The sequence below is a fragment of the Haloarchaeobius baliensis genome, assembly GCF_052060055.1.
Lineage (GTDB): Archaea > Halobacteriota > Halobacteria > Halobacteriales > Natrialbaceae > Haloarchaeobius > Haloarchaeobius baliensis.
Genome location: NZ_JBPPFR010000002.1, coordinates 1,162,640 through 1,179,337 on the forward strand (window position 1 = coordinate 1,162,640; position 16,698 = coordinate 1,179,337).

15 protein-coding genes and 1 rRNA gene are annotated in these 16,698 nt (G+C 67.5%); 9 read left to right on the forward strand and 7 right to left on the reverse strand.

The window, feature by feature from the left end; translation table 11 throughout:
- The first annotated feature begins 96 nt into the window (after nt 1–96).
- From ACSG06_RS16730 to ACSG06_RS16745, 4 genes are all read left to right on the forward strand, one after another.
- On the forward strand, nt 97–513 hold the full coding sequence (locus ACSG06_RS16730) for a DUF7541 family protein (RefSeq protein WP_440991408.1): 417 nt from the start codon (nt 97–99) through the stop codon (nt 511–513).
- A gap of 110 nt (nt 514–623) precedes the next feature.
- A complete protein-coding gene (locus ACSG06_RS16735) occupies nt 624–1,025 on the forward strand; it encodes a DUF6684 family protein (RefSeq protein WP_440991409.1) in 402 nt (133 codons plus the stop codon).
- Nucleotides 1,026–1,197: 172 nt separating this feature from the next.
- Nucleotides 1,198–2,994, forward strand: a complete 1,797-nt coding sequence (locus tag ACSG06_RS16740) for a cbb3-type cytochrome c oxidase subunit I (RefSeq protein WP_440991410.1) — start codon at nt 1,198–1,200, stop codon at nt 2,992–2,994.
- 190 nt (nt 2,995–3,184) lie between these two features.
- Nucleotides 3,185–3,472 (forward strand): DUF7520 family protein, encoded by a 288-nt coding sequence (locus tag ACSG06_RS16745; protein WP_440991411.1) that lies wholly within the window; start codon nt 3,185–3,187, stop codon nt 3,470–3,472.
- Here ACSG06_RS16745 and acs read toward each other — a convergent pair.
- The gene (gene acs, locus ACSG06_RS16750) at nt 3,469–5,448 is read right to left on the reverse strand and encodes an acetate--CoA ligase (protein WP_440991412.1); all 1,980 of its coding nucleotides are present in this window, start codon (nt 5,446–5,448) and stop codon (nt 3,469–3,471) included. The genes ACSG06_RS16745 and acs overlap by 4 nt on opposite strands.
- A gap of 143 nt (nt 5,449–5,591) precedes the next feature.
- On the opposite strand from acs, the gene ACSG06_RS16755 reads away from it, so the two are divergent.
- Nucleotides 5,592–6,983, forward strand: coding sequence for a UDP-N-acetyl glucosamine 2-epimerase (locus ACSG06_RS16755; protein WP_440991413.1), 1,392 nt, complete (start codon nt 5,592–5,594; stop codon nt 6,981–6,983).
- A gap of 25 nt (nt 6,984–7,008) precedes the next feature.
- On the opposite strand, the gene ACSG06_RS16760 is transcribed toward ACSG06_RS16755, so the two are convergent.
- Nucleotides 7,009–8,709: a methylmalonyl-CoA mutase family protein gene (locus ACSG06_RS16760; RefSeq protein WP_440991414.1), complete on the reverse strand. Its 1,701-nt coding sequence runs from the start codon at nt 8,707–8,709 to the stop codon at nt 7,009–7,011.
- Nucleotides 8,710–8,928: 219 nt separating this feature from the next.
- On the opposite strand from ACSG06_RS16760, the gene ACSG06_RS16765 reads away from it, so the two are divergent.
- Both ACSG06_RS16765 and ACSG06_RS16770 read left to right on the forward strand, forming a co-directional pair.
- Complete coding sequence (locus tag ACSG06_RS16765) at nt 8,929–9,993, forward strand: glycosyltransferase family 4 protein (RefSeq protein ID WP_440991415.1); 1,065 nt, start codon at nt 8,929–8,931, stop codon at nt 9,991–9,993.
- 40 nt (nt 9,994–10,033) lie between these two features.
- Entirely contained in the window at nt 10,034–11,134 is a 1,101-nt protein-coding gene (locus ACSG06_RS16770; protein WP_440991416.1) for a glycosyltransferase, read from the forward strand.
- Here ACSG06_RS16770 and ACSG06_RS16775 read toward each other — a convergent pair.
- The 3 genes from ACSG06_RS16775 to ACSG06_RS16785 all read right to left on the reverse strand — a co-directional run bounded on the left by ACSG06_RS16775 (nt 11,116) and on the right by ACSG06_RS16785 (nt 12,682).
- Nucleotides 11,116–11,367 (reverse strand): hypothetical protein, encoded by a 252-nt coding sequence (locus ACSG06_RS16775; RefSeq protein ID WP_440991417.1) that lies wholly within the window; start codon nt 11,365–11,367, stop codon nt 11,116–11,118. The genes ACSG06_RS16770 and ACSG06_RS16775 overlap by 19 nt on opposite strands.
- Before the next feature lie 100 nt (nt 11,368–11,467).
- On the reverse strand, nt 11,468–11,851 hold the full coding sequence (locus ACSG06_RS16780) for a hypothetical protein (protein ID WP_440991418.1): 384 nt from the start codon (nt 11,849–11,851) through the stop codon (nt 11,468–11,470).
- 72 nt (nt 11,852–11,923) lie between these two features.
- The gene (locus ACSG06_RS16785; protein ID WP_440991419.1) at nt 11,924–12,682 is read right to left on the reverse strand and encodes a DUF2797 domain-containing protein; all 759 of its coding nucleotides are present in this window, start codon (nt 12,680–12,682) and stop codon (nt 11,924–11,926) included.
- A 121-nt stretch (nt 12,683–12,803) separates the two neighbouring features.
- On the opposite strand from ACSG06_RS16785, the gene ACSG06_RS16790 reads away from it, so the two are divergent.
- The gene (locus ACSG06_RS16790; RefSeq protein ID WP_440991420.1) at nt 12,804–15,362 is read left to right on the forward strand and encodes an efflux RND transporter permease subunit; all 2,559 of its coding nucleotides are present in this window, start codon (nt 12,804–12,806) and stop codon (nt 15,360–15,362) included.
- Here the strand turns inward: ACSG06_RS16790 and ACSG06_RS16795 are convergent, their stop codons facing one another.
- A complete protein-coding gene (locus ACSG06_RS16795; RefSeq protein ID WP_440991421.1) occupies nt 15,363–16,022 on the reverse strand; it encodes a DUF8102 family protein in 660 nt (219 codons plus the stop codon).
- 85 nt (nt 16,023–16,107) lie between these two features.
- Here ACSG06_RS16795 and ACSG06_RS16800 point away from each other — a divergent pair, with 85 nt between their 5' ends.
- The gene (locus ACSG06_RS16800; protein WP_440991422.1) at nt 16,108–16,443 is read left to right on the forward strand and encodes a BsuPI-related putative proteinase inhibitor; all 336 of its coding nucleotides are present in this window, start codon (nt 16,108–16,110) and stop codon (nt 16,441–16,443) included.
- Nucleotides 16,444–16,598: 155 nt separating this feature from the next.
- On the opposite strand, the gene rrf is transcribed toward ACSG06_RS16800, so the two are convergent.
- Nucleotides 16,599–16,698, reverse strand: a 5S ribosomal RNA gene (rrf, locus tag ACSG06_RS16805); the annotation flags it as partial.

Below are 16,698 nucleotides of genomic sequence, written 5' to 3' on the forward strand. Positions count from 1 at the left end.
TCCAGTTGACACGATGTACCGGCTCCGAACTCGACCGTGCTCCGTCCACGGGCGTCCTTCGTGACGTGTTTATACCTCGATTCCCTACCCGCGTACATGGCAGACGAGTCATCGGAGACCGCGACCCCACCCCGCCCGAAGGCGAGCGTCTGGCCGATGCTCATCGCGTTCGGCCTGGCGATCTCCGAGGTGGGCGTGCTGTTCGCCGTCCTCCCCCTGTCTGTGTTCGGTATCCTGATCTTCGCGGGCGGGATCGCCGGCATCGTCACCGAGACGGGCTACGTCGACCAGCCCTGGCCCACCCTCGCCGGCCTCGCGTTCGTCTTCGTCGCCGTCGGTGTCGCACTGTTCACGACCAACGGCGGCGGCATCATGCAGAACGGTGACCTCATCGCGGTCCCGAACGGTGTCGCCTACCGCGGCGTCTCCATCGCCGTGGCGGGCGTCCTCGGCCTCCTCCTCGCACTGTACGGTCGGCTCCGGCTCGAGATCCAGCCGGCACACGCCCGCTGACCCCACACGGCCGACTGCGCGCGGGCCGCCCACAGCGAACCGTCGGCCCGGCTCCCCACGCTCGGGAAACGACAACCTATTTGGTCGCCCGTCCGAAGCCTCCGGCAACGATGGAGCAAGACCGGACGATATTCGACAAGGACACGTTCCTCGACCTGACGGTGAACATCATCCCGCTGTTCATCATGGCGTTCTTCTTCGTGCTGTTCCTGCCGATGGTGTACGGCCCCTTCGGCTGGGACTCGACGTACTCGCTGCTCCAGATCGGGCTCATCCTGGTCCCCTTCGTGCTGCTGGCGATCCTGACGTACTTCTCCGCGGTCGCCATCGAGGGCGACGAGCGCGAGTCGGAGGCACGCGAGGCAGCCGAAGCGGAGGCTCCCGAGGCGGAGGCACCGGAGATCCACGACGACGAGTTCGGCTCGGACAGCGCCGAGAGCGGCGTCGCGATGGCCGTCGACGCGGACGAGGAAGACCTCGAGGACGCGACCGCCGAGGACGACGAGGAGTAGACCGACTGGAACCGGTCGTCTCGGTCCTTCTCCGGTCGGACCCAGAGCGCGTGAGCGACGCGTCAGTCCGGTCGGGAAACCGACACCCGACGCGCATCCCGAACCTTTCTTTAGGGAGCAATCCTGAGGGTCTCACATGGATATTAGCGGACAGATAGTTCTGACAGCCCTCATGGCTGTGTTCCTGTTCGGGGTCGTGCTGTTCCTGGCACGCGCCGCGGACTGGCGCACGTACACGCCGCTCGCGGGTGGCGGTTCCGGCATCGTCAGCCGGGAGGGCGGGTACGGACACGCTGAGAAACCGGCCGGGATATTCCGGTGGTTCACCACCGTCGACCACAAGGACATCGGCATCCTCTACGGCATCTACGCCATCCTCGCGTTCGCGTGGGGTGGCATCGCCGTCATCATCATGCGGACCGAACTCATCACGCCCGGCATCGACGTGACCCAGGCGCTCGCCGGCGCGATGGGCGTGAACAACGGGCAGAACCTCTACAACGGCCTGCTCACGAGTCACGGCATCACGATGCTGTTCCTGTTCGGGACGCCCATCATCGCGGCGTTCGCGAACTACCTCGTGCCGCTGCTCATCGACGCGGACGACATGGCGTTCCCGCGCATCAACGCTATCGCGTTCTGGCTGCTCCCGCCGGGTGCGGTACTCATCTGGGCCGGCTTCTTCATCGCCCCGTTCGTCGACAGCGTCGCGCCGTCGATGGCCTCGTGGACGATGTACCCGCCGCAGTCGGTCTCCCAGACAGCACAGGGGAGTCCCGCGACGAGCATCGCCCAGCTCAACGCCGGGACCGACCTGATGCTCCTCGGCCTGCACCTGACCGGTGTCTCGGCGACGATGGGGGCGATCAACTTCATCGCGACAATCTTCGCCGAGCGCGGTCCCGAGGTCGGCTGGGACAAGCTCGACATCTTCTCGTGGACCATCCTCACCCAGTCCGCGCTCATCCTGTTCTCGTTCCCGCTGCTGGGGAGCGCGCTGGTCATGCTGCTGCTCGACCGTAACTTCGCGACGACGTTCTTCACCGCCGACGGCGGTGGAACCATCCTCTACCAGCACCTGTTCTGGTTCTTCGGCCACCCCGAGGTGTACATCCTCGTCCTGCCCCCGATGGGCATCATCAGCTACGTGCTCCCGCGCTTCTCGGGACGGAAGCTGTTCGGCTTCAAGTTCGTCGTCTACTCCACGCTGGCGATCGGTGTGCTCTCGTTCGGTGTCTGGGCGCACCACATGTTCGCGTCGGGCATCGACCCGCGCATCCGCGCCTCGTTCATGGCCGTCTCGCTGGCCATCGCCATCCCGTCCGCGGTGAAGACGTTCAACTGGATCACGACGATGTGGAACGGGAAGATCCGTCTGACGACGCCGATGCTGTTCTGTATCGGCTTCGTCGGCAACTTCATCATCGGCGGCGTCACGGGCGTCTTCCTCGCCTCCATCCCCGTCGACCTCCTGCTCCACGACACGTACTACGTCGTCGGCCACTTCCACTACGTCATCATGGGCGCCATCGCGTTCGCCGTGTTCGCCGGCGTCTACTACTGGTTCCCGCTCGTCACCGGGCGGATGTACCAGGTCACGCTCGCGAAGGCCCACTTCTGGCTCACGATGGTCGGGACGAACCTGACCTTCTTCGCGATGATCCTGATGGGCTACGTCGGGATGCCGCGCCGCTACGCGACGTACAACCTCATCACGGTCGGCCCGCTCGACTTCATCCAGCTGCTGCACGTGCTCGCGACCGTCGGCGCGTTCATCCTGCTGGTCGCCCAGATCATCTGGCTCTGGAACATGGTCCAGTCGTACATGGAGGGCCCGCGCGTCGGACCCGACCCGTGGAACCTCGAAGAGGACGGTGTCCACTCCCGCGAGTGGGACTGGTTCGACGACCGCCTGGAGACCGCGCTCACCGACGGCGGTGAGCCCGAGGACGCAGAAGCAGACGCGTAACGCGGTTCTCTTGTCTCGATTCGTTTTCGCCGGCTTCTGACCGTCAGCTCAGGACGAGCACGAAGCCGGTGACGAACATGAGCACGACGATGCTGCCGAGGACGAGACCGATCAGTTCCTTCTCGCTCATATCCCGGGCTACGGAGCACAGAGGGAAAGGCTAATCGTTGGCCAGTCCCGAATTCGTGACGTGAATTCAGCCGTCAGTGACCGGTTCCGGGGCAGTCGAATCGTCGTCGGCATCTACCTCGCCGTCGTGGCGCTCGCGGGTGTCTTCGGCGCGGCGGTCGGGCTGTTGCTGCCCGTCGAGTCCGGTCGTGACATCCAGCAGGCGAGCTTCGCGGGCGTCGAGTTCGCGGTGACGCCGCTGAACTTCGCCGTCTACGGCGTCGTGATGGTCGGCGTGAGCCTCGGCGTCCTCCTCCTCGCAGTGCGGTTCGTCTCCCGGTACGACGACGCGGCGGTCGACGAGGATTAGTCGTCCCCGACGCGCGACGCGATGTCCTCGACGACATCCGGGTTGCGCAGCGTCGAGGTGTCGCCGAGCTCCTCCCCGTTCGCGATGTCCTCGAGCAGCCGCCGCATGATCTTGCCCGAGCGGGTCTTGGGGAGCTCGGGCGTGAAGATGACCGCCTCCGGTCGCGCGATGGGACCGATGGCGTCCTCGACGCTCGCGACGATCTTCTCGCGGAGCTCCTCGCCCGGCTCGGAGCCGTCCTCGGTGATGACGTAGGCGTAGACGGCCTCGCCCTTCACGTCGTGGTGGCCTCCGACGACGGCCGCCTCGGCGACGCCGGGGACGCCGACGATGGCGCTCTCGATCTCCATGGTGCCGAGCCGGTGGCCGGAGACGTTGAGCACGTCGTCGACCCGGCCGAGGACGGTGATGTAGCCGTCCTCGTCGAGCTTCGCGCCGTCCTCGGGGAAGTAGACCCAGCGGTCCTCGTCGGGGTCGGAGTACTCCTGCCAGTACTCGGCGATGAACCGGTCGTCGTTGTTGTACAGCGTGCGGAGCATCCCCGGCCACGGTTCGTTCACCGTCAGATAGCCCGCCTCGCCGGCGCTGACGGGGTCCCCGGAGACGTCGACGACCTCGGCTGAGATGCCGGGCAGCGGCGGGCCGGCGGACCCGGGCTTCATCGTGCCGATGCCCGGCAGCGTCGTCACCATCATGCCGCCGGTCTCGGTCTGCCACCAGGTGTCGACCACGGGGCAGTCCTCGTCGCCGATGTGCCTGTAGTACCACTTCCAGGCGCGGGGGTTGATGGGTTCGCCGACGGTGCCGAGCAGCCGGAGGCTCGACAGGTCGTGGCGGTCCGGGAACTTCGTCCCCCACTTCATGAACGCTCGGATGGCCGTCGGCGCTGTGTAGAACTGGTCGACCTGGTAGCGGTCGACCATCTCCCAGATGCGGTCGCGGTCCGGGTAGTCCGGCGTGCCCTCGTACATCAGCGTCGTCGTCCCGAGCGCGAGCGGCCCGTAGACGATGTAGCTGTGCCCGGTGATCCAGCCGATGTCGGCAGAGCACCAGTACGTGTCCTCCGGCTTGATGTCCAGCACGGCGTGGCTGGTCCACGAGACGTAGCTGAGGTAGCCGCCGGTCGTGTGCTTGACGCCCTTCGGCTCGCCGGTCGTGCCGGAGGTGTACATCAGGAACAGCATGTCCTCGGCGTCCCGCGAGACTGGCTCGACGCGCTCGCCGGCGTGGGCCTCGACGAGCTCGTCGTAGTCGTGGGCGTGCTCGCCGAGGAACACCTTCAGCTCGTCGCCGAGGCGGTCGACGACCACCGTCTCCACGTCGTGCTCGACGCCGCGCAGCCCTTCGTCGGCCTTCTCCTTGTGGTTCAGCGCGTCACCGCGGCGATAGTAGCCGTCGCAGGTGACGAGATACTCGGATTCGGCGGCGTTCATCCGCGTGGCGAGCGCGTCGGCGGAGAAGCCGGCGAAGACGACCGAGTGCGGCGCGCCGATGCGGGCACATGCCAGCATGGCGATCGGCAGCTCCGGCACCATCGGCATGTACAGCGTGACGACGTCGTCCTCCCCGACGCCCATGTCGCGCAGGGCCGCCGCGAACTCGTTCACCTCGTTGTAGAGGTCGAGGTACGTGTACGTGCGCGTCTCGCCGAGCTCGCCCTCCCAGCGGATGGCGGCCTGGTTCTTGCGCCCGTTCTCGACGTGCCTGTCGACGCAGTTGTACGAGGCGTTCAGCTTCCCGTCGGTGAACCACTCGTAGAAGGGTGCATCGCTGTCGTCCAGCACCTGGTCGTACGCCTCGTCCCAGTCGAGCAGGTCGGCCGCCCGCTCCCAGGCCTCCGGCTCCTCGAACTCCTCGTAGATCCCCTCGTCCGACACGTTCGCCTGCTCGACGAACGCGTCCGAGGGCTCGAAGGTGTCCTGCTCCTCCAGTCGGGCCTCCAGTTCCACCTCGCCGTCCTCGGTATCCTCTGCCATAGTTCGTGTTCAACCGATGTGCATAAACGGGATAAGCGTTCCCCCGACGCCGGTGGACGGTTATTGCGGTGGTCGCCCATGCCCCACAGCGACTGTCCCGAAAATGGACAGCTACTCGGTCCTCCACCGACGAGCAACTCGCAATGAGTTCTGCGTACGAGGTCCACGCGGACCGACTCGACGCCTGTCTCGCCGACGCCGAGTTCGCCATCGCCGTTGTGACGGCGACGAAGCCCGACTTCTACAAGCAGGCCCCCGTCGTCACCGCCGCCGACGAGCTTGGCGTGCCCTGTTTCATCCTCCACACCGGGCAGCACTACGACGACCTGCTCGGCCACGGGCTGGCGGAGTACGGCGTCGAGGACCACATCGGCGTCGACCTCGGCGTCCGGGGCGGCCTCGCACAGAAGACCGCCGAGGTCACGAGCCGGGTCGACCGGTTCACCGACTACCTCGACGAACACCACCCGGACACCACCGTCGTCCCGCTCGTCCACGGCGACACGCACGCCGCCGCGACGGTGCCCCAGGCGTGGGCGTTCACCACGGGCACGCAGGTCGCACACAACGAGGCCGGCCTGCGCGGGATGGCCCCCGACTACGATTCGGTCGACCGAGAGGCGCTAGCCGCCGGTGACGCTGCCGCGGTCGACGACTTCGTCGCCACCCAGTGGAACGACGACTGGCACGTCGACCGCTCCGAACCGTTCCCCGAGCAGTACGACACGTTCGTCGGCTCTGCCGCGTCGCTGTACCACTTCGCACCCGTCGAGCTGAACCGCGAACACCTCGTCCGCGAGGGCTACCCCGAGGAGCGCATCCCGGTGGTCGGCAACAGCGTCGTCGACGCCATCGAGGCCAAGCGCGACGCGGAGCTGGACGAGAGCGTCTTCGACGTCTACCCCGAACTCGAGGCCCGCGACGACTGGCTCCGCGTCGACATCCACCGGCGCGCGAACCTGCTCCCCGGCCGGTTCCGCGCCATCGTCGAGGGCGTGATCTCGCTCGTCGAGGACGGCTACAACGTCAACTTCGTCGAGCTGAACGCAACCCGCAGCGCGCTGGAGGCGACGGGCCTGCGCGAGAAACTGCTCGACCTCGACGAGACGCGCGAGAACTTCCTGTTCACCGGACTCTGGAAGAAGCACGCGCACGTCTACGAGTTCCTCGAATCCGGGCAGTGCATGGCCGAGTTCACCGACTCCGGTAGCATGCAGGAGGAGCTGAACCACATCGACGAGACGGCCTGTCTCACCGCGCGGTTCAACACCGACCGGCCGGAGACGGTGTTCGAGGCGAACACGAACCTGCTCGTCCCGCCCATCTCCGGCGAGTTCGTCGCCACCGCCGTGGATCGGGTGTGCGAGGACGACGCGCTGCTGGAACGGATGCGCGACGGGACGAAACTCTACGGCGAGAAGGTCGGACAGGAGATCGTCTCGTTCATGGACGAGCACCGCGACGAGCCCGTGGAGTGGTCCCACGAGCGCGCCGGCTTCGACCTCGGCGAGACGACCGGGATGGACTACCTCTGAAGGGCGGCCGGAATCCCCGGGCGGTTCAGGCCAGTCCGATCTGCTCGGAGTACGCGCCGTACTCGGCCTCGAACACCTTCATCACCTCGCCCATCGTCGCGTACTCCTTCACCGCGTCGACGATGTAGGGCATGACGTTCTCGTCGGACTTGATGGCGGCCTCGAGGTCGCCGAGTGCCTCCTCGACGGCCTCGTCGTCGCGTTCGGCCTTGACCTGCGCCAGCCGGTCGAGCTGGCGCTCCTGGGTCTCCTCGTCGACCTTGAGGATCTCGGGCTCCGTGTCCTCTTCGATGGTGTACTTGTTCACGCCGACGACGACCTCCTCGTCGGCCTCGACTCGCTCCTGGTACTCGTAGGAGGCCTCCTGGATCTCCCGGAGGAAGAAGCCCTGGTCGATGCCCTCGAGGACGCCGTCGCGGACGGAGCCCTCGCCCATCTCGCGGATCTCATCGATGTAGTCCATCGCCTGCTGCTCGACCTGGTCGGTGAGCGCCTCGATGGCGTAGCTGCCGCCCATCGGGTCGACGATGTCGGCCGCGCCGGACTCCTCGGCGATGATCTGCTGGGTGCGCAGTGCGACCCGGACCGCCCGTTCTGACGGGAGCGCCAGCGCCTCGTCGAAGCTGTTCGTGTGCAGCGACTGCGTGCCACCCATGACGCCCGCGAGCGCCTGGATGGTCACCCTGACCACGTTGTTCAGGGGCTGCTGTGCGGTGAGACTCTGGCCCGCGGTCTGGGTGTGGAACTTCAGGCGCTTCGATTCGGGCTTCTCCGCGTCGTACCACTCGTCCATCACCCGGGCGTAGATGCGGCGGGCGGCGCGGAACTTCGCGATCTCCTCGAAGATGGAGTTGTGGGAGTTGAAGAAGAAGGAGAGCCGGGGCGCGAACTCGTCGACGTCGAGGCCGCGGTCCATCGCGTCCTCGACGTACGCGAAGCCGTCGGCGAGGGTGAACGCGAGCTCCTGCACCGCCGTCGAACCGGCCTCCCGGATGTGGTAGCCCGAGATCGAGATGGGGTGGATGCGCGGGGTCTCCTCGGTCGCGAACTCGACGGTGTCGGTGACCACGTCGAGGCTCGGCTCCGGCGGGATGACCCACTCCTTCTGCGCGATGAACTCCTTCAGCATGTCGTTCTGCATGGTCCCGCTGATCTCGTCACGGGAGACGCCTCGCTGGTCGGCTAGCGCCACGTACATGGCGAAGATGACCGGCGCAGATGGGTTGATGGTGAACGATGTGGAGACCTCGCCGAGGTCGATGCCGTCGAACAGGATCTCCATGTCCCGTAACGTGTCGACCGCGACACCCTCCTTCCCGACCTCGCCGTCCGACAGCGGGTCGTCGGAGTCCTTGCCCATCAGGCTCGGCATGTCGAACGCCGTCGAGAGCCCGGTCTGGCCCTCGTCGATGAGGTAGTGGAACCGCTCGTTCGTCTCCTCGGCCGTGCCGAAGCCCGCGAACTGCCGCATCGTCCACGTCCGCCCCCGGTACATCGTCGGGTACGGGCCGCGGGTGTACGGCTCCTCGCCGGGGAAACCGAGGTCCTCACCGTAGTCCAGGTCGGCTACGTCGTCGGGCGTGTACAGCCGCTCCACGTCCATGTTCGACACCGTCGCGAACCGGTCCTTGCGCTCCCCGAAGCGGTCGAGTACCGGGTCGAGTGTCTCGGACTCCCAGTCCTCGCGCCCCTCGCGGATCGCCGCGAGGTCGTCGTCGTCGTACATGGACGTAATTTTTGCCGGACCGGGCAATAATGGTTCGGTACCGGCCAGGAGCTGCTCCGACGGTCGGGCCGGGCTCGTGCGCTGTCGTGGCCGGCACCGATTCTGGCTCGCTACGGGGTCCGTCGACCGGAGGTGGCCGGCCGCGGGGCACCCCGTGGACCCACTCCCCGTCGACCCGAGTCGAAACCTATTTTCTGTCGTCGGGTGTCCGACACGACAGTGCGCGTCCTGAACCACCTCGAACTGGAGTCCCAGATGGACCGGAGCGGCATGGGAACGGCCGCAGACCAGCAACGCGAGGCGCTCTCTCGGGCGGCTCCCGAGATCGACGTGGTCACGTCGCCGTGGACGGACGGCTCGGTGCCCGACGCCCTGTTCGCGTCGTGGGCCTACGGCGACGACCTGCTCGTGGACTACGACCTCGCCCACCTGAACATGGCGGGGCCGGTGTCGCTCGCGCTGGCCCGGCGGGCGAAGGCCCAGGACGTCCCGCTCGTCCTGCACACACACGTCACGAAGGAGGACTTCCGGGACTCGTTCCGGTTCTCGAACGTCGTCGCGCCCGCCCTCGGCGTCTACCTCAAGCACTTCTACTCGCAGGCCGACCTCGTGCTCTGTCCCTCGGAGTACACGAAGGGCGTGCTCGAATCCTATCCGGTCGACGCACCCATCAAACCCATCTCGAACGGCATCGACCTCGAACCGCTCTCGGGCTACGAGTCGTTCCGCGAGGAGACCCGGGAGCGGTACGACCTCGACGGCATGGTGGTCTTCGCGGTCGGGAACGTCTTCGAGCGCAAGGGGCTGACGACGTTCTGCGAGCTGGCGCAGGCGACCGACTACGACTTCACCTGGTTCGGGACCTACGAGGAGGGTCCGGCAGCGTCGAAGACGGTGCGGAAGTGGACGGGGAACCCCCCGGAGAACGTCACGTTCACAGGCTGGGTCGACGACAAGCGGATGGCCTACGGCGCGGGCGACGTGTTCTGCTTCCCCGCGAAGGTCGAGAACCAGGGCCTCGTCGTGCTGGAGGCGATGGCCTGCGAGAAGGCCTGCGTGCTCCGTGACATCCCCGTCTTCCGGGAGTACTTCGAGGACGGCCACGACTGCCTCATCTGCGAGGACTTCGAGGAGTTCCGGGCGGCACTGGAGCGCCTGGAGGCTGACCCGGAGCTTCGCGAGCGCCTCGGGACGAACGCCCGCGAGACCGCAGAATCGCACGGCCTCGACGAGATCGGCGCGGAGCTAGCCGACACCTACCGGGACCTGATAGACCGACACTGAAGTCAGGTGATTTAAGTTCTCAAGGGTCAATCGCCCGATAATGGACCTTCAGGTTGCAGCCTTTACCGATACGTATTTGCCGACGGTAAACGGCGTGACCTACACTATCAAGTCCTGGCGGGACCGCTGGAACCGCAACGGTGGCTGGATGGACGTGGTCTACCCCGACTCCGACGACCACGTGCCGGAGGCCAGCGAGCACCCGGTCCGCTCGGTCCCGTTCCCGTTCTACGAGGGGTTCCGCGTCGGCGCACCGCAGGTGCCCGAGGCGGCGACGAAGGCCGACGTCATCCACGCCCACACCGCCTTCGGCCTCGGCCTCGCGAGCCTGCGTCTCGCCCGCTCCGAGGACAAACCACTGGTGGCGTCGTACCACACCCCGACCGCCGAGTACGCGAACTACATCGCCTCCTCCGACCGCATCACCGGCGGGCTCCGCCGGCTCAGCGAGCAGTACGAGCGCTGGTTCTACAACCGCGCCGACCTCGTCGTCACCCCGTCCGAACCCACCCGGCGGAAGCTCGTCGACGACGTCGGCGTGGAGACGCCGGTGCGCGTGGTCTCGAACGGCATCGACGTGGAGCAGTTCCGTCCGGTCGACACCGCCGCGTTCCGCGAGCGGTACGACCTCTCCGGGACGCTGGTCGGTTACACCGGCCGCCACGGCTACGAGAAGCGCCTCACCGACATCATAGAGGCCGCCGAGGGTCTCGACGTCACGGTCGTCCTCGGCGGCGACGGTCCCGCCCGCGACGACCTCGAACGGCAGGCCAGAACGAGCGACGCCGACGTGCGCTTCCTCGGCTTCCTCGACCGCGACGAGATGCCGGCGTTCTACTCCGCGCTCGACGTGTTCACGTTCCCCTCGCCCGTCGAGACCCAGGGGCTCGTCGCGCTGGAGGCCAACGCCTGCGGGACACCGGTCGTCGGCGTCGACGCCGGGGCGCTGGCCGAGACGGTCGACGACGGCGTCACCGGCTACCACTTCGACCGCGGCGACGTCGTCGGCTTCCGGCGAGGTATCCGCCGGGCGCTCGACGAGCGCGAGCGGCTCTCCGAGAACTGTCTCTCCCGGCGCGACGACGTCAGCATCGACCACGCCATCGAGCGCCTCGAATCGCTCTACGAGGACGTCTCGTAGATCTCCGGCGAGAAGGTCAACCGCCGCCTGAGACCGTCGGACACCACCACCACGGCCCCCAGTCCTGCGAGCATCGCCGCGGCCAGCCCGACCGCGTGGACCGTCGGATCGCCCGTCGCGAACTGGAGGAGCGTTCCGAGGAACAGGACCGGAGCGAACGACAGCGTCGCCTTCGTGTGTGTGTCCGGGAGCTCCCTCGCCAGCACGTACAGCGCGACTGCCGAGAGTGACATCTGTATGGGCACATTCACGAATCCAGCGTGTAAAAAGTGTCGGCTGCGCTCCGACGGAACGAGCGGGCGGTTCCGCGGCGCTCGCGGCCGCACCGTCCGTTCAGTCGTCCTCGAGCGCGTCGGCGATGCGCTTGAGTGCGCGGGTCTGGTCGCGCATCTCGTCGCGGAGCTGGCGGACCTCGCGGACGAGCTCCTCGTTGTCCGAGCCACCGTCGCGGCCGCCGGGACCCATGCCGCCGCCCGGACCGCCGCCCATCATCCCGCCCATCATCTGTGCGAACGGGTTGCCGCCACCGCCCATGCCGCCGGGGCCACCGGGACCGCCACCGCCACCGCCGCCCATCATCTCCTCCATGCGCTCGCGTCGGTCCTCGTCGGACTCCTCCTCGCGTCGCTCTCGGATCTCCTCGACCCGCTCGCGGAAGGACTTCTGCTCGTCGTCGCCGTTCTGGGCGTCCTCGGCTGTCTCCTCGTCTTCTGGCATACCGGTGGCTTCAGTCTCCTGCCCGAAAAGGGTTTTTCTCGCGGGGGAGCACGACGCCTCCTCGGGAGCCGGCTACGAGAACGAACCGAGGCTCGACTGGAGCCGTCGATCACTCTCCTCGGGCGAGACGCCGCGGCCCACGAGGTCACGCAGATCGACGGCGTACGTCGTTCCACCCCGGTCGAGGACGAGGACCCGGCCCTGCACGCCACGGACGGTCCCCGACAGCAGCGTCTCCGGCACCGGCTGCGCGTCGAGGTCGAGCCCGTAGTCGAACGCGAACGTCTCGACGACGTCGAACTCCGCGAGGAGGTCTGTCCAGGCGGCCTCGTCGACGGTATCGTCGATCCCGGCTAGCTTCGTCGGCACGCGCACGCGGTCGGGGACCCGGTCGGCGTACTCCGCCTCCAGCCGCCGTGCGATGCGGCCGTCGGAGACGGTGTGGACGTGCGCGGCCCTGTCGGCACCCTGCTCGCGGAGCCGGGTCTCCAGCCGCCGGGACTTCGTGACGCCGACCTTGAACACGTCCGGCGCGAACGCCGCGAGGTAGACGGCGTGCTCCTCGCGACAGTTCGCCAGCGGCAGGTCGCAGTCGCCGGTACAACGCGCACACGGCCATCGGCTCGTGTGCTGCTCGCAGTAGGGTGCCCCGGGTCGCTCACAGGCGTAGTGGTCGTCGCCGTCGACGGAGCCGGCACACCAGCGGTCCCCCAGCGAGTACGACAGCGACGTCCCGGGGGTGAGTCGCTCGGCCTCGACCGTTCCGTCGCTCGCCAGCAGCAGCGCTGGTGGATGCTCGGCCGACTCCGTCCGGTAGCCGACGACCTGCACGCCTCGGTGTAACGCTGTCGCGGCTAAAGCCGTGTCGTTCGCCCACCGCATAATCCAAAATTGATTATACCGTATCCAGATTATCGTAACGGCTTTGTCGCTACCTGCAGCAGTACCCCTCGTGAACGAGGAGTCAGCTGAACGAACGGATGGGGACGAGTCGCTGGCGGGTCGGGTCGCCGACGGTATCGTCTCGCACAGCAAACTGGTGATACTCGTCCTGCTCGTGGCGACGGCTATCGTTGGTAGCGCCGCCGGACAGGTCGAGATGTCCACCTCGACGGACAGCTTCCAGACCGAGACGGTGGCCGCCGACAAGCTCGACTACGTGAACGCCAACTTCGGTGACCCCGACGCGGTCAACCGGACGACGGTGCAGATCGTCGTCCGCGACGAGAACGTGCTCACGCGCGAGTCGCTGCTCGAGGTGCTCACCTTCCAGCGGTCGGTCGCCGAGAACGGGACCGTCTCGGCGACGCTGGCCGACGAACCGAGCACCGTCAGCGTCGCCAACGTCGTCGCCATCGCCGCCGTCCAGCAGGAACGCGCACGTGCCGGACAGCCCGGCGGCCCACCGCCGAACCTCAGCCGGCAGGTGGAGGCACTCGAATCACGGAACGCCTCCGAGGTCGAGGCCATCGTCGAGCGGGTGCTCTCCGGCGACGGCGACGCGCCGACCGGTGGGCAGGACCCCCTCACCCTGCTCCCGACCCACTACGAACCCGGCACGACGAGCACGAACGCGACCGTCGTCGTCGCCTTCCAGGAGACCGGGGGCGCCGACGGCATCCCCGAGTCGGTGTCCACCGCACAGCTCGCCATGCAGGACATCGCCGCCGACCGGTTCGGCGACGACGCGTTCGTCTTCGGCGTCGGCATCGTCGAGGACGAGACCGGCCGCTCCATCGGCGACAGCTTCGCGATCATCGGCCCCGTCGCGCTCCTGCTCGTCATCCTGACGCTCGTCGTGGCCTACCGCGACGTCGTCGACATCGTACTGAGCACGCTCGGGATCGGTCTCGTGCTCGTCTGGATGCAGGGCTTCATGGGCTGGTTCGACATCCCCTTCGGGACGACGCTCATCGCCGTCCCCATCCTGCTCATCGGGCTCGCCATCGACTACGCCATCCACGTGTTCATGCGCCACCGCGAGGTCCGCGACGGCAACTCGGATTCCGGCGCGCGGGACGGGATGGTGCTCGCGCTCGGGAGCGTGGGGATCGCCCTCGTCTGGGTGACCGTCACCACGTCCATCGGGTTCCTCTCGAACCTGGTCAGCCCGCTCGCGCCCCTGCAGAACTTCGGGCTCGTCAGCGCGGCCGGCATCGTCAGTACGCTCGTCGTCTTCGGCGCCCTCGTCCCCGCTCTCAAGGTCGAGGTCGACGGCCTGCTCGAACGGGTCGGCCTCGACCGGACGAAGTCGCCCTTCGGCGGCGATACCGCCGTCGTCGGCCGGCTGCTCTCGCTCGGCACCGTCGGCGCGAAGCGCGCGCCCGTCGTCGTCCTGCTCGTCGCCGTGCTCCTCAGCGGGGTCGGTGCCTACGGCGGCACGCAGGTCGACACCAGCTTCGACCGCAGCGACTTCCTCACCGAACAGCCCCCGGACTGGATGGAACAGCTCCCCGAGCCGTTCACCCCGGGCGAGTACAACATCCGACAGAACGCCGAGTTCCTCAACGACAACTTCCTCCAGCAGCGCGACACCACCCGCGCCGAACTGCTCATCGAGGGACAGGTGAGCGACCCCGGTACGCTCGACCGGGTCGTCGCCGTGCGTGAACGCGCCGCCGCGAGCGACACCGTCATCACGCTCGCCGACGGCGAACCGCGCATCCTCGACCCCGTCGCGACCATCCAGGCCGTCGCCGCACGGAACGAGACGTTCGCCGCGACGGTCGCCGCCGCCGACACCGACGACGACGGCGTCCCCGACGAGAACCTCACCGCGGTGTACGACGGCCTCTACCGCACCGCGCCCGAGCAGGCCCGTCAGGTCGTCGCCCGGAACGGCGCCGGCGAGTACGAGGCCCTCCGCGTCCAGGTATCCATCCAGGGCGGTGCCCCCGTCCCCGAGGTCCGCGACGAGATGCAGGCCGCAGTCGTTCCCGCACAGGGCGACGGCCTCACCGCCACCGCGACCGGACAGCCCGTCCTCACCGCCATCGTCCAGGACGGCCTGCTCGAGACCGTCGTCGTCACCCTCGTCGTGACCGTCCTCGCCGTACTGGCCGTGCTCGTCGTCGGCTACCGCATCTTCGACGGCTACGCCAGCCTCGGCGCCGTCACCATCGTCCCCGTCGTCCTCTCGCTCGCGTGGGTGCTCGGCGTGATGTACCTGCTCGAGATCCCGTTCAACGCACAGACCGCCCTCATCACCTCGCTGGGTATCGGGCTCGGCGTCGACTACAGCATCCACATGTCCGAACGGTTCACAGACGAGCTCGAACGCCTCGGCAGCGTCGACGACGCCCTCACCGCGACCGTCGACGGAACCGGTGGCGCGCTGCTCGGCAGCGCCGTCACTACCGCCGCCGGCTTCTCGACGCTCGCGCTCGCCATCGTCCCGTCGCTCCAGCGGTTCGGCATCGTCATCGGCGTCGCCATCGTCTTCGCGTTCGTCGGCGCCGTGCTCGTCCTCCCCAGCATCCTCGCACTCTGGGGACAGCGCGTCCCGAACTGACTACGTCGACCCCACGTCGTCGCCGACGGCGATGTGGACCCGCTCCCCGTTCTCCCACGTCGCCTCGCCGTCGAGGAACGCTGCCACCCGGTCGACGAACTCGCCGTGCTCCATCCCGATCCCACCCTCGCTCAGGTCCAGCGTCACCCGCTCGACGTCCTCCAGAACGTCCCCCTCGCCGCCCATCACCGAGAGGAACTCGTCCGGGCCGACGGCCTCGCCCGCACGGATACGCTCCGCGACCGAGTCCAGGCCCGCGCCGAGGGTCACGTCCACGTCGAAGGTGATGTCCACGTCGACCGTGCTGTCGAACCCCTCGGCCGCGTACGCCTCCTCCGCGCGCGTTATCGCCGGCCCGAGCACGTGTTCGAACTCCATGCCGGTTTCCTTCATCCCCATGTACGCGAACGTCTGCATCCCGATCAGCCCGTACCGGAACGCCGGGTCGTCCATCCCCTTCTCGAAGATCTGCTTCCGGTCCTTGCGCTCCAGATTCCGGACCAGGAGGTAGAAGTCAACGATGCCCTCCGTCACCCGCCTGCGGATGCGCGCCTCCGCGTTCCGTTTCGACTGCTCGTGCTCCATCTCTTTCAACCCGAGGAGGTACTCGCGGTCCGCGCGCGACAGCAGCCCCCGCGGCCTGTCCGGGTCGAACTCCATAATCAACTTCCGATTATGCGAACACTGGCTATAACCGTGACGACTCGGCGGAACTCATATACGCCCGCCGACGGAACCGCCACCCATGTCGCTCACCGGGCAGCTCGACGTCGACCCGTCAGCCGACGAGGTCTCGTTCACCTTCACCGTCACCAACGACGGCCCCGACTCCGTCGACCTCCAGTTCTCGAACGCACAGACCCACGACGTGCTCGTCGTCGAGGACGGCGACACAGAGATCTGGTCGTTCGCGGAGGGCCGCATGTTCGCGCAGATGCTCCAGTCCACGTCGCTCGACGCCGGCGAGTCGGTCACCTACGACTGCGCGTGGAACGACCCCGAGCCCGGTAGCTACACCGCGACCGCGTTCCTCGCCGCGAACAACGCCGACTGCGAGGCCAGCGCCGAGTTCTCCGTCTGAGAGCTGTCGCTCAGCAGTTCGTGTCGACGAGCATCCCCAGCTACTGCACTCCGGACGGTAGCGACCGGGATGGCTGTGGCTGGTGGTGGCTGACTGCACGATCAGCGACAGCCCCGCGCAGGGCTGTCGCTCACCGATGAAATGAAAGTATGAATGGGAGGCGGCGAATCGCGTTTCCCAGAGGCTCGCGCACTCCAGTACTCCCCGACACGCTGGCGAGCTTAACTTCCGTGTTCGGGATGGGTACGGGTGTTA